This is a genomic window from Paenibacillus sp. ACRRY, from assembly GCF_022346995.1.
Taxonomy (GTDB): Bacteria; Bacillota; Bacilli; order Paenibacillales; family Paenibacillaceae; genus Paenibacillus.
The window spans coordinates 250,184-263,810 of sequence record NZ_JAKRNM010000002.1; the positions used below are offsets into that span (position 1 = coordinate 250,184).

The following is a 13,627-nucleotide window of genomic DNA, read 5'->3' on the forward strand; positions in this document are numbered from 1 at the left end:
ATGACGAGGTGACAAGATGACAATTCAAATTGCTGCTGACCGACGGTCGTTAGAAAACCACGGTAAGCCGTTGTTTTATTTGGCAGATACCGTATGGAGTGCATTTACCAACGCTACGTTGGAAGAATGGGAAGAGTATCTGGATTATCGCAAAATGCAGGGATTTAACGTATTACAGATCAACATCCTGCGTCAGTGGGATGCCAGTGGATCTGATCTGGAGCTGGAGCCTTTCGCAGAGCACGAAGATGGGACAACCGATTATTCCGTCTATAACGAAAGGTATTTTGACCGTGCCGAAGAGATGGTGCGCATGGCTGCAGAACGTGGATTCACGCCCGCGCTTGTGCTTCTATGGTGCAATTATGTACCAGATACATGGGCTACGAAGTTTCAGAAGAATCATAAAATGCCACTGGAGGCCGTTAAGCCTTATGTGACTTATGCGGTCAATCGCTTCTCCAAGTTCAACCCGGTATATCTGGTGAGTGGTGATACAGATTTCCCTTCTGAAGAGGCTAATGCTTACTATCAAACGGCACTGGAGACCGTCAAGCGGATCAGCCCGTCCAGTCTGACCACACTGCACATTCAAGGCAGATTGCGGAACATTCCGGAGACATTTGCGAACCATGAAGGGCTGGATTTCTATATGTATCAATCCGGGCATAACTCGGAATTCCAGGCCTATGCGCATGAGATTGCAGAGCATTTTTACAATCAGGCACCGGTGCGTCCGGTCATCAACGGTGAACCCTGTTACGAGCAGATTAGCTACAGCCGCAACGTATATGGGCGCTACTCCGCATTCGACGCGCGCAAGGCTGCATGGCAGAGTTTGCTTGCAGGAGGCGGTGCTGGGGTCACGTATGGGGCACACGGCATCTGGAGCTGGCACAAAAAAGGCAAGTCTTTTGGCATTGTGGAAGGGGAAGGCTTTGATAGCCCCTATGACTGGAGATCGGCTCTTCGCTTCGAGGGTGCATGGGATTATTCATTTATAAAATACCTCTTCGATCAATACAAGCTGGTCGGTGCGAAGCCGCTGGATATCGTATTAAACCCAACGAAGGAAATCCGCGCGGCAGGCAATGAGGACACCATTGTCCTGTATGTTCCCGTCAACACGAAGGTAAGACTTGATTTTCCGGTGGAAGATTACGAGTTCATAACCATTGATCTGGTCCAACGCCGCTTCGCCCAGACAGAGCCATTCCGAGAGAACGAATACGGTGTTATCCCCATGCATGCGTTTGAACATGATGTGGTGATTATTGGTAGACGGAAGTAAGGGTGGACATACAACACGCTGAGATACGTATAGGGAGATTTACATTATAGATGGGGTGAAGGTATGTGGAAAATCGGTATCGTAGGTACAGGGTACTGGTCAGAGAAACACATTAAGGCTTGGCAATTCATTGCGGAAGCCGAAATAACAGGAATATGCGATCGACATGCAGCAACACTGAATGAGAAATCGGACAGGTTCGGGATTCCACAGGCATTCCGGTACTCGGATGTGGCTACCATGCTTGAAGAAGCGGATCTGGATGTGCTTGATATTATTACGCCTCCGGATACCCATCTGGAACTCGTAAAGCTGGCTGCAGCAGCTGGCAAACATATCATGTGCCAGAAGCCGTTTGCGCGTTCCATGGAGGAAGCCGAAGAGATGGTACGAATTGCCGAAGATGCCGGTGTGCGTTTGATGGTAACGGAGAATTGGCGCTGGCTTGAACCTTTTCAATTGATCAAGAAGCTGCTTGAGGAAAATACAGTAGGTCATCTGAATACGATTCGTTATATCCATACGGATTATTATTCACCAAGGTTTGCGCCGGAACAGACGCTGCCTCAGCCTTTTTTCAGGGACATGCCGCAATTGTTGTTTTATGAGATGGGGGTGCATTGGTTTGATACCTGGCGTTTCCTATTCGGTGAACCTGAGCGTTTGTATGCGGAGACCAGAAAGGTAAGCAGCCATACACTCGGCGAAGACAGCGGAATGGTCATGCTCGGATATAACGATTATGTCGGACTCATGGATATGAGCTGGGCAACGCGCCGTGAGCTAAGTGAACCGTTACCGGAGCAGGTACTTCCTGATCATAAGGAACAGCTCATTATCGAAGGGGATCTAGCTACGATCAAACTCTATAAGGATGGCCGATTGACCATTATCGATAACGCTGGCGTGGAGACGGTATACGCTGCACATACGGAGCTGAATTACGAGGATAGTCACCGTAAACTCCAGTCACACTTCATTGAATGTTTGAATACAGGTGCGGAATTCCAGACCAGTGGTTCGGATAATGTCAAAACGCTTCGCTTGGTGTTTGATACGTATGATAGTGCAGCGAACCACAACGTAAAACGGTATGAAGAGGAACAATAATGTCCATTAATGATATAGTCATGATCATCATTGCATTTTTCCTGGTGCTCGGCGCCGCAGACAAGGCTCTCGGTAACCGAATGGGGCTGGGAGCAGCGTTTACGGAAGGCATTATGGCGATGGGATCACTCGCGCTGGTTATGGTAGGAATTGTTTCATTGGCTCCTGTACTTGCAAATGTGCTCATTCCGATCATCTCTCCGCTGTATGAAGCGATCGGTGCCGACCCGGCATCGTTCGCCAATACGATCCTTGCCGTGGACATGGGGGGATACGCTTTGGCGGGACAGATGGCTCAGAGTGAACAGGCAGGACTCTTTTCGTGGGTGCTCCTTGGAACAATGTTTGGGCCGACACTTGTGTTCACGATCCCCGTTGCACTTGGCATTCTGGATCGGGAGGATCATCCGTACTTTGCGAAGGGCGTCCTCATCGGTATCAGTACAATCCCAATTGGGTGTCTAATTGGAGGAATGGTAGCAGGAATTGATTTTACGATCATCTACCGGAACTTGATTATTCCCGTGCTGTTGTCCGTCGTCATTATGGTCGGCTTGCGCTTTTTTACGAATCAAACGGTCAGGCTGTTTAAAATATTTGGAAGCGGTATCACCTTGCTGTCGCTGGTTGGATTGGTGGCTATCGCTGTAAAAACCCTTACGGGCTTCACGGTAATTCCAGATATGGCTCCGCTTTCGGAAGGCATTACAACCGTGGGAACGATTGCGATTGTACTGGCCGGTGCATTCCCAATGGTGGCGATCATCAACAAAACCTGCAAAGCGCCGCTTGAACGTGCTGGACGATGGCTTAACCTGGATGCAAAGGCCACAGCCGGAATTGTAGCTTCACTGGCTCACAATATTCCAACCTTTCGGCTGGTCCGCGATATGAATCCACGAGGAAAGGTCATTAGCATTGCTTTTGCAGTCAGCGGCTCTTTCGTGCTCGGAGGACATTTGGGCTTCGTGGCCGGAATGGACAAAACGATGGTATTCGCCATGATTGTGGGCAAGCTGGCAGGTGGCATAAGTGCAGCACTCGTGGCTTCATGGACAACCTCGGTTAAGAAATAAAAACAAAGAAAAGGTCTTATAACAACGTATTTTCAATAGTTAGTTACCTGAATATGTGTTTATAGCAAGATACTAAGGCATCCATGTGAAGGAGTATAGGACATGAATCACGACAAAACAGCGAAAGAAATCCTCAGCGCCGTTGGTGGCAATGATAATATCAATAACGTCATTCACTGTGTAACCCGTCTCCGGTTTACCTTGAAAGACATGCAGGCACCCAAGAAGGAAGAGATTAAGCAGATTGATGGAGTGCTTACCGTTGTGGAGAGTGGAGGGCAGTTCCAGGTCGTTATCGGAAATGAAGTACCCAAAGTTTACGACGCTCTGTTGAAAACGATGGGGAGAAGCCCGGAAGCATCGTCTTCGGATAATGAAACGCAAGGCGAGAAAAAAGGATTGTTTAACCGTTTTGTCGATGTCATTTCGGGTGTGTTCATGCCCGTCGTTGGTGTACTGTCAGCTGTAGGTATCCTGAAAGGACTCCTTGCGCTGTTCATTACGCTGGGCTGGCTTACTGAAGAGATGAGTACGTACAAGATTTTGTTTGCCATAGCAGATGCCCTGTTTTATTTCTTCCCGATTCTACTTGGATTCTCAGCAGCCAAGAAATTCGGAGGTAATCCATTTATCTCGGCAACCCTTGGTGCGGCGCTCGTCTATCCAACCATGACAGCAGCTTATACAGACGGTACGGCTATGTCGTTTCTCGGCATTCCGGTCGTTCTGATGAATTATACACAATCCGTCATTCCTATTATTGTCGCTTCCTACCTGGCCGCGAACTTCGAGAAGTGGTTAGGCAAGATTGCGCCATCTTCCATTAAAATGTTTTTTGTACCGCTTGTTACACTAGCTGTCATTACACCGATTGTTTTCCTGGCGGTTGGTCCGGTGTCAACACTTGTAAGTGATTATCTGGCTGACGGTGCAATGTGGGTTTACAAGCTTAGCCCAATTATTGCAGGACTGATTCTGGCAGGAATTTGGCAAACGGTTATTATTTTTGGACTGCACTGGGCATTTATTCCGATTCTCCTCAACAACATCATTACAAACGGCTTCGATCCGATTAACGGCATGCTGTTCTGTACTACATTTGCACAAACCGGGGCAGCGTTTGCCATCGCGATCAAGACACGTGACAAACGTCTGAAACCGATTGCGACCTCGGCAACCATTGCCGGTCTCATGGGGGTAACCGAACCAGCCATTTATGGGGTCACGCTGCCTCTCAAGAAGGCATTTATTATGGCATCCATTGCAAGCGGTATCGCCGGTGCTGTGGCAGGTCTGATGGGCTCAAACGCATATGGTTTTGCTGCTGGCGGTCTGTTTGGTATTCCGATCTTTATCAATCCATCAGGAATGGATACCGGGTTCGTTGGTTTTATCCTTTCTCTGCTGATTGCCTTTGGTTTAGGTTTTATCCTGACTTACATGTTTGGTTACAAAAATACGGCTGGGTCTGCTTCAACAAATCAGAAGCATGCCGAGAAGGAAAAGTCATCAAATACGACGTCCGCTTCCATCGAATCCGCTAATGTTTCTGCTACTGCTTCAGCGTCAGCTGATACTGCGGCGGAATCGCTTGTGGAGAAAACCGTATTTAGTCCGCTTGCGGGTAAACTGATTCCACTGACAGAGGTAGGGGATGAGGCTTTCTCCAGCGGTGCTATGGGGCAGGGAGCGGCAATCGTACCAACGCAAGGCGTAGCTTATGCACCATTCGATGGTGTGGTTGTGACCATATTCAAGACGAAACATGCGATTGGTCTGCTGTCTGAGGATGGCGTGGAGATATTGATCCACGTAGGGATTAATACCGTAAGTCTGAAAGGTAAACACTTTACGTCCTTTGTCTCGGATGGGGATACGGTGCGCAAGGGAGACAAACTGGTAGAATTCGATCTGGAGGGCATCACCGCTGCCGGTCTGGATACGACGACGTCGGTAATCGTATCGAATACTGCTGTGTACACAGATATTGAGGCCAAACAGCAAGGACACATCCATCATGGCGATGTTTTGATTACTGTGAAATGAACCCAAAGGTGAGATTACTTCTTATAATTACGAAAAGGTTCGTTCCCAAATTCGTTTGGGAACGTGCCTTTTTTTTTGATTGAGAGAGCTGCATATGCGGAATAAATAGGGACCAACATTGATATGATAAGTAGAGATAAAAAAAATATTTGCAAACTTTATGTAAGTTACTTGACTAATTAAACCATATAACTTATTATCAATACAAAGCCAAACAATTAAACGGATGCAGGATGGTGTAGATATGGGATTTATGGATAAGTTATTCGGAAAAACAAACAACAACATACAAGAGGAGGAAACAAAGATGTCGAAATTAAATATTGGGATTATTCTTGGGAGTACGCGTGAAGGTCGGTTGAGTCCGCAAGTTGGAGAATGGGTAAAACGTATCGCAGATTCACGCGGTGATGCCAACTATGAAATCGTGGATATTGCTGATTATAAGCTGCCGCTATTGGGCGAAGCTGATGCAACAGAACAGGCTACAGCCTGGAACACCAAGCTGGCGAGCCTCGATGGATTCGTATTTATCGTGCAGGAATATAATCACAGTATCTCCGCATCACTGAAAAATGCACTGGATTATGCTCGTGAAGCCTGGAACGATAAAGCTGCAGGAATTGTCAGCTATGGTTCGGTAGGTGGTGCACGTGCGGCAGAACACCTTCGTGGTATTCTCGGAGAACTGTCGGTTGCGGATGTTCGTGTGCACCCGGCGCTTTCTTTATTCACTGATTTTGATAACGGAACCTTCAAACCGGCTGATCTGCACTTGACCAATCTCAACGGAATGTTGGACCAAGTGTTGTCCTGGAGCGGGGCACTGAAAACCGTTCGTTCATAATCATATGGAATGTGATAGCCGCCATTTTGGCGGCTTTTTTGCGTGAGGGAGGACAGCGAAGGACAGTGACCCATTGACCGCCTCAACCTGTGGAAGCTTGGCGTGGCTCCCTTCATTCTAAAGATGAAAAAAAGACAGCTCTCCTCAGGGAGAACTGTCCTTCATCAATAAAGTTAAGATTAATTATGATGTACACGCGCTTCGAGTGAAACAGTCAAATGGCTTAAAACTTAGACTACGCCTTGAGCGAGCATGGCATCGGCTACCTTCAGGAAGCCTGCAATGTTGGCACCTGCCACGAGGTTTCCAGTACAGCCATATTGATCCGCTGCCTCTACACAGCTGCTGTAGATATTCCGCATGATCTCATGCAACTTCGCGTCCACTTCTTCAAATGACCAGGACAGGCGCATGCTGTTCTGAGACATTTCAAGAGCGGACACCGCAACCCCACCAGCATTGGCTGCTTTCGCCGGTCCGAACAGAACGCCCTCTTTCAGGAAAAGCTCGATTGCAGCAAGCGTGGAAGGCATATTGGCTCCTTCACCGATAGCTTTGACGCCGCCGTGCACGAGAAGCGCAGCAGACTGCTCATCAATCTCATTTTGCGTTGCGCAAGGCAGCGCGATATCGCATGGGATGGACCAGATACCTGCACAGCCCTCGGTGTACACCGCGTGAGGATGCTCTTTGACGTATTCGCTGATCCGCAGGCGATCCACTTCTTTCAATCGTTTTACGGTGTCCAGGTTAATTCCTTCTGCATCGTATATGTATCCTCCCGAGTCACTGCAAGCCACGACCTTGGCACCGAGTTCTTGAGCCTTTTGGATGGCATAAATGGATACATTGCCTGAACCGGAAACAACCACTGTGCTGTCCTGGAAGCTCAAGTCTTTCGATTTCAGCATCTCGTTTACGAAGTACACACAACCAAATCCAGTGGCTTCCTTGCGTGCAAGGCTTCCGCCATAGAGCAGGCCTTTACCCGTTAATACAGCTGCATCATGCCCGCTGCTAATGCGTTTGTACTGACCAAACATGTAACCGATTTCCCTCGCGCCTACACCAATATCTCCTGCAGGTACATCTGTATCGGAGCCGATATATTTATACAGCTCTGTCATGAAGCTTTGCGTGAAACGCATTACTTCCAGATCGGATTTTCCTTTGGGATCGAAGTCGGAACCGCCTTTACCACCGCCGATCGGCAATCCAGTCAATGCATTTTTGAAAATTTGTTCGAAGCCCAGGAACTTGACGATTCCTGAATAAACGGAAGGGTGGAAGCGTAGTCCGCCTTTGTAAGGACCGATGGCACTGTTGAACTGTACGCGGAATCCACGGTTCACTTGAACCTTGCCTTGGTCATCAACCCAAGGTACACGGAACGTAATGACACGTTCGGGTTCAACCAGCTGTTCGAGCAAGCTGTTGTTCATGTATTTCGGGTGTGCTTCAATCACAGGAATGAGTGAGTCCAGAATCTCTTTTACAGCCTGATGGAATTCATGTTCTTGCGGATTTCTGGCGATAACCGATTCATAGACGGAATGAACATATTCTGCAGCAGTGACTTGAGTTGATTCTTGAGTAATAGTGGACACTTTTTCGATGCACTCCTTTATTGTGTTAAAGTCTGTGGTTGGCTATTTGCATAAATTGCATAAAAGTTTGTAGTTAAATATACAGGAAAGAAAATAAAAATACGAGATGAAAACCCATAAAATGTTTTTTATGACGTTATTAAAATGTTCTATGGATCTATCATACGGTGTAAAGATTGAATTCTAATAATTGGATAATATAGCTAATTCCTAATTTTAAACGGGAAGTTAGCTGAATAGACTGGATTAAAAAATTAGTTTTGGTAAGATGGTAAGAAGGCCCCGGTTTCCGGGGCTTTTATTTAACAGAAGGAGGAAAACAGGATGATGAACAGCAACATGCGAATTCATGTGGAGAACAAAGCTTGTATAGGAGGTGAGATCTATTATGAACCATAGGTCTAACCTTCAACCTTGCAGAGAAATACTGGTGAAACAGCTGATTACATTGGGTGAAGAGAAAAGGACATTTCTCGACGCCTATTTTGACGTGCGTGAACCTGAACGGGTACAGATGGAGAAATTATTGTCTGCTTACACCGGATATGTCCAGAAGCTGCTGCTCGGCCCGGATGAGCTTCTCCATTCCGTCGTACTTATTGGGAGCGAGATCCGATTTGACTACATTGATTTCCATACGTCGGATGCATTCAGGATTGTCATGCCTGACGAGGCAGATCCGGATGCAGGACGCATCTCCTTTCTCTCGCCTGTAGGACGTCAATTGCTGCTTAGCAGCAAAGGGGAAACGAGATCCGTAACGATCCCTGCTGGTTCCATGAGGGTGCGTATTACGGAAATCACGTGGAGTGGTACATTCTTGAATCCGGTATCTTCAGGAGGTGTAGATCATGCACTTTAAAGAGACGGATTTACCGGGAATTGGACGTAAGTACTGGCTGCATACTCGTAGTGGGGAGCATTTGATCATTGTGATTCATAATGATGAGCGTCGCGATCTTTTTCACATGGAAGCCGGAGACACGCCTGAAGAAGTGGGGGATATGGTGTCTCTTGTAACCTTGGATGACGAAGAGGCACGGGCGGTAGCCGCCATCGTGGGAGGCATGACCTATAAGCCCAAGTTCCAGGAGGAACGGGAAGTCATACTCGAGGGCTTACTGATTGAATGGTTACGAATCGAGCCTCATTCGCGAAGCATTGGAAGAACGATTGGAGAACTGGATATCCGCCAAGCGACAGGGGCTGTCATTCTGGCGGTGGTGGAGAAGAACAGGGAAAAACAGTTTAATCCGGGTCCAGACTATGTATTTACCTCTGGGGCTACTATTGTTGTTGCAGGAGAGCGGGATCAGATCAGGCAATTAAAACAGTTGTTATCCGATGGACGGTTGTAGCCTATGGATATGCTCATATTCGAAGTGGGAATTGCTGTTGCGCTGATTACACTTACGGGGCTAATATCTGCACGATTACGATTTTCGGTCATTCCTTTCTATATTCTGATCGGAATGGCGGTTGGACCGCATGCACCACAGATCGGTATCGTGGATTTGCGTTTCATCGAAAGCTCGGCATTTATTGAATTTATGGGCAGGCTTGGCATTTTGTTTCTTTTATTTTATCTTGGACTTGAATTCTCGGTCTCCCGGTTGATGAAATCGGGCAAAGCCATATTGACCGGAGGCATGTTCTATGTAGGGCTTAATTTTGCTTCCGGTCTGCTGCTGGGCTGGTTCATGGAGTTGCCGTTAAAAGAGACGCTGGTAGTGTGCGGCATCATGACCAGCTCTTCGACAGCGATCGTGGCCAAAGTGCTCGTTGATCTGAAGCGCACAGCGAATCCCGAAACGGAGATTATTATGGGCATGATCATGTTTGATGATCTGTTCATTGCCATTCATATCTCGATCCTTACTGGTCTCGTTCTTAGCGGGGCGACCTCATTTCTCAGCGTACTGCTGGTATCCTTGTCTGCGATGCTGTTCATTGTGCTGTTTCTAATCATTGGCCGGAAAAGCATCAAATATATTGACAAGGCGCTAAATATCAAGTCATCTGAACTGTTTCTGCTTACCGTGATGACCTTGCTCTTCCTGGTCGCTGGTTTCTCGGAAACGCTGCACGTTGCCGAGGCTATTGGTGCATTAATGATGGGTCTGGTACTCGGTGAATCGAGACATGCGAACCGAATTGAGCATCAGGTCATGCCGTTCAAGGACTTTTTTGGTGCGATCTTCTTTTTTAGCTTTGGACTAACCATTGAACCCTCCTCTCTTGGGGGTGCTGTTGGGATGACGATCATTGCGGTTATTTTAACCATCGCGAGCAATTATGGCGCAGGAATGATTGCAGGCAGAATGTCCGGAATGACGCCCAAAGCCTCACTCAAGGTGGGATTCACTCTGGTTTCCCGAGGAGAGTTCTCCATTATTATGGCTAACATTGGCAAGGCCGGGGGACTGATGGTTTCAATCCAGTCTTTTGCTGTGCTGTATGTGCTGATTCTGGCGGTATTGGGCCCGATCTTGACGAAGGAAGCGCCGTGGATATATGGGCAGTATGAGCGTCTGAGGAATCGAATACGAAGGAAAGAGACAGGTTAGATTGGATTTTGGTAGCAGCGTCACACCCGGGAGAGACTTCATCTCTCGGGTGTGGCGCTTTTTTGGTGCCTATGCCACCAAGTACGGTAAGTTAGAAGACGAGCAAGCCCGGATATTTTTTGCTTAAGATAGATGAATTTGAATATTCTCAATATGCACGGCGACACCGCCGATCTGAACTTGAGTGATCTCGTTGGAAGGGCTGAGCGTCAATCTGCCCTTAATTTTGGAGGGACGGTTCATCGTATACCCTTGTTTGATCATATACGTCTGATCATGGGGAGCTCTGAGTTGTTGATACTTATGCAGGTAACATAGCAATGCCCCATTGGATGTACCTGTAGCGCTCTCTTCCGGAATGTCGTATAGAGGGGCGAAGTTCCGACACTCTGCCAGGGCTGCATTATCTTGCGTTTCGAGTGCGAACACATGATAGCCCACCACTTGATGAGCTTTGCTGATGTCGGAGATTTGCTGAAGGTCAGGGTTAATGGTTGTCAAAACATCAGCATGCCTAACTGGAATTAATATGTCGCGCAGCCCGGTAGACACGATCTGCACAGGCAATTCAGGGTGTAGGTCCTGCAACGGAATTTGCAAGGAGTCTGCGATATCCTGCCGGTTAACTAGTTCTTCAAACCGCGGAAGTGTCTGGGACAGATAGACGTCACCGCCTTCCTCGACGGTTACTTCGAGAATTCCCGCAAGTGTATCAAGTGTATACCTTCCCACGTCAACCATCTGCTCTGCCTTCATCAGATAGAATAGTGCCACCGTAGCATGTCCACATAGGTCAACTTCATGATTTGGAGTAAAGTAACGTATTTTGTAATCAGCTGAATTCGAAGGCATAACAAATGCCGTCTCGGAAAATCCGACTTGTCTGGCAATCTCCTGCATCTGCGACGCGGACAAATGCTCTGCCTGCAGAACGACCCCAGCGGGGTTACCTCCCTCAGCGATATCCGAAAATGCATGTAATGTGATTACCTCAATATCCATCTTGTTTTCCCTCGCTTGTCCGTTAGTTCATAAAAATGAGAATGTTCCTATTATAGCATGCTTAATGGCTGGTTTTAGATGGAATGAGGATGGCCAGCGATTGATGAACCAAGGTCAAGTGTGTGGCTGCACAGGGTAATGAAGAAAGAGAGCATTGCGATAATTCAATCGAAAGGCAGGGATTTGGTATGAAAGCTATTGTTATTGATAAGTTTGGTGGAGCGGAACAATTGAAGGAACAGGAAGTACCCAAGCCGACATGTGGAATCAATCAGGTCATCATCCAGATTCATGCGACCTCGGTGAACCCGGTCGACTTCAAAGTCAGGCAAGGACATATGGAAGAAGCGGCTGATTCATTCCCTTTGATTTTGGGCGGGGATGCTGCGGGTATTGTAGCAGAGGTAGGATCCAATGTTACACAGTTCAGAGAGGGTGACCGTGTATTTGCCCGTCCGCGAAGCTTCGGAACATATGCAGAATATGCGGCAGTAGATGCAGATATCGTATCCCGTATTCCGGACAAGCTGAGTTTTGAGGAGGCTGCGGCCATACCGCTTGCGGGCATGACAGCCTGGCAGGCACTTGTTGATCATGCGCATCTCGCCAAGGGGCAAAAGATATTGATTCACGCCGGAGCCGGCGGTGTGGGGACTTATGCGATACAGATTGCCAAATATATTGGTGCTGAAGTGGCGGCCACGGCTAGCGAGTCGAATGAGGAGCTGCTTCGCTCCTTGGGCGTGGATCATTTTATCAATTACAAAAAAGAAGATTTCTCGGAGATTCTCTCCGGGTATGATGTCGTGCTCGACACGATGGGTGGTGACATTCAGCGGGACAGCTTCAAGGTGCTGAAGCCTGGCGGACATCTGGTTTCGCTAGTGGAACAACCGGACCATAACCTAGCCAAGGAGGCAGGCGTAACCGCGAATGTATTCATGATGGAACCGAAAGGGGATCAGCTCGACCAATTGGCGAAGCTCGCCTCAGAAGGGAAACTCAAACCTGTGATTGACGAGACGTATGATCTAAGCGAACAGGGACTTCGGGATGCGCACAAGAAGAGCGAAACACATCATACACGTGGGAAGCTTGTCATCCGTGCGCAATAGGAGTTAACTCGCAAAAACAGTTATATTACATTAAATTAAGAGTCTGAATAATGGCCATCTTCCGTTTGGGAAGGTGGCTGTTTTATTGTTGATGGCAGCAACAGAACTGCATTCCCATAGATGGAGGTTTAAGATATAATAGTAGAAATTTATTCCATTCTGCGCATGAGGTGATCCAATTGTCCAACGAACTTATTCAAGCCATTCAAGTGTTAAAAGAAAAGAAGTGGGTTGATCTGACCCATACATTCGGCCCGGAATCGCCGCATTTCTCTGCTTTTGATGCAGCCCAGTTTGATACGCTGTTTAATCACGACCAGGGCTTTTTCGCGCAGAGCTTCAAATTCCCCGGCCAGTACGGCACCCATCTGGATGCACCGATTCATTTTGTGCGTGACACGCGTTATCTGGATGAGCTAGGGCTGAAGGAACTTGTGCTGCCGCTTGTGGTCATTGACCAGTCTGCTGCCGTGTCCAGCAATCCGGACTTTACGCTGGATGTCGAGCATATTCTTGAATTCGAGAAGGAACATGGGGTTATTGAAGAAGGCAGCTTCGTGGCACTTCGTACAGATTGGAGCAAACGTTGGCCCAATCATGAAAAGTTCGACAACAAGGATGCAGAAGGCAATAGCCATGCACCCGGTTGGTCGGTTAGTGCATTGATGTTTTTGTTCGAGGAACGCAGAATCAAGGCTATTGGTCATGAAACCTTCGATACCGATTCAGCAGTGGATTATCAGAAGAATGGCGCACTTCTCGCGGAATATTATGTACTTGCTCAGGATACATATCAGGTAGAGTTGTTAACCAATCTGGATCAGGTGCCAGCTAAAGGTGCAGTGATCTTCAATATTGTACCCAAGGCCGAAAGGGCTTCCGGATTTCCGGTTAGATCCTTTGCCATTTTGCCTTGATACAGCAGCTCTCGAATGAAATGAAGTTCTATTGAAAGTAAGTGTCCAA

12 protein-coding genes are annotated in these 13,627 nt (G+C 47.6%); 10 read left to right on the top strand and 2 right to left on the bottom strand.

Annotated elements, in window-relative coordinates; genetic code table 11:
- Positions 1 to 16 precede the first annotated feature (16 nt).
- From MH144_RS10345 to MH144_RS10365, 5 genes are all read left to right on the top strand, one after another.
- Positions 17 to 1,291 (top strand): glycoside hydrolase family 140 protein, encoded by a 1,275-nt coding sequence (locus tag MH144_RS10345; protein ID WP_239299569.1) that lies wholly within the window; start codon positions 17 to 19, stop codon positions 1,289 to 1,291.
- Between the two features lie 63 nt (positions 1,292 to 1,354).
- Positions 1,355 to 2,401, top strand: a complete 1,047-nt coding sequence (locus tag MH144_RS10350) for a Gfo/Idh/MocA family protein (protein ID WP_239299571.1) — start codon at positions 1,355 to 1,357, stop codon at positions 2,399 to 2,401.
- The gene (gene eutH / locus MH144_RS10355; RefSeq protein ID WP_239299573.1) at positions 2,401 to 3,477 is read left to right on the top strand and encodes an ethanolamine utilization protein EutH; all 1,077 of its coding nucleotides are present in this window, start codon (positions 2,401 to 2,403) and stop codon (positions 3,475 to 3,477) included. The genes MH144_RS10350 and eutH overlap by 1 nt, the downstream gene beginning before the upstream one ends.
- Positions 3,478 to 3,579: 102 nt before the next feature.
- Complete coding sequence (locus MH144_RS10360) at positions 3,580 to 5,523, top strand: beta-glucoside-specific PTS transporter subunit IIABC (RefSeq protein WP_239299575.1); 1,944 nt, start codon at positions 3,580 to 3,582, stop codon at positions 5,521 to 5,523.
- A gap of 307 nt (positions 5,524 to 5,830) precedes the next feature.
- On the top strand, positions 5,831 to 6,370 hold the full coding sequence (locus tag MH144_RS10365; RefSeq protein ID WP_239299577.1) for an NADPH-dependent FMN reductase: 540 nt from the start codon (positions 5,831 to 5,833) through the stop codon (positions 6,368 to 6,370).
- A 230-nt stretch (positions 6,371 to 6,600) separates the two neighbouring features.
- On the opposite strand, the gene gdhA is transcribed toward MH144_RS10365, so the two are convergent.
- On the bottom strand, positions 6,601 to 7,977 hold the full coding sequence (gene gdhA, locus MH144_RS10370) for an NADP-specific glutamate dehydrogenase (RefSeq protein ID WP_239299579.1): 1,377 nt from the start codon (positions 7,975 to 7,977) through the stop codon (positions 6,601 to 6,603).
- A 388-nt stretch (positions 7,978 to 8,365) separates the two neighbouring features.
- On the opposite strand from gdhA, the gene MH144_RS10375 reads away from it, so the two are divergent.
- Genes MH144_RS10375 through MH144_RS10385 form a run of 3 tightly spaced genes read left to right on the top strand, consistent with a single transcriptional unit; the run spans position 8,366 to position 10,544 of the window.
- The gene (locus tag MH144_RS10375; protein WP_239299581.1) at positions 8,366 to 8,839 is read left to right on the top strand and encodes a GreA/GreB family elongation factor; all 474 of its coding nucleotides are present in this window, start codon (positions 8,366 to 8,368) and stop codon (positions 8,837 to 8,839) included.
- Positions 8,829 to 9,335 (top strand): cation:proton antiporter regulatory subunit, encoded by a 507-nt coding sequence (locus MH144_RS10380; RefSeq protein ID WP_239299583.1) that lies wholly within the window; start codon positions 8,829 to 8,831, stop codon positions 9,333 to 9,335. The genes MH144_RS10375 and MH144_RS10380 overlap by 11 nt, the downstream gene beginning before the upstream one ends.
- 3 nt (positions 9,336 to 9,338) lie before the next feature.
- Positions 9,339 to 10,544 (top strand): cation:proton antiporter, encoded by a 1,206-nt coding sequence (locus tag MH144_RS10385; RefSeq protein WP_239299585.1) that lies wholly within the window; start codon positions 9,339 to 9,341, stop codon positions 10,542 to 10,544.
- A gap of 123 nt (positions 10,545 to 10,667) precedes the next feature.
- Here the strand turns inward: MH144_RS10385 and MH144_RS10390 are convergent, their stop codons facing one another.
- Positions 10,668 to 11,546 (bottom strand): PhzF family phenazine biosynthesis protein, encoded by an 879-nt coding sequence (locus MH144_RS10390; protein WP_239299587.1) that lies wholly within the window; start codon positions 11,544 to 11,546, stop codon positions 10,668 to 10,670.
- Between the two features lie 188 nt (positions 11,547 to 11,734).
- Between MH144_RS10390 and MH144_RS10395 the strand changes: the two genes are divergently transcribed.
- Together MH144_RS10395 and MH144_RS10400 are read left to right on the top strand one after the other, a co-directional pair.
- Positions 11,735 to 12,661 carry an NADP-dependent oxidoreductase gene (locus MH144_RS10395; RefSeq protein ID WP_239299589.1) on the top strand — a complete coding sequence of 309 codons (927 nt, stop codon included), beginning with the start codon at positions 11,735 to 11,737 and terminating at the stop codon, positions 12,659 to 12,661.
- A 179-nt stretch (positions 12,662 to 12,840) separates the two neighbouring features.
- On the top strand, positions 12,841 to 13,578 hold the full coding sequence (locus tag MH144_RS10400; protein ID WP_239299591.1) for a cyclase family protein: 738 nt from the start codon (positions 12,841 to 12,843) through the stop codon (positions 13,576 to 13,578).
- Positions 13,579 to 13,627: the final 49 nt, after the last annotated feature.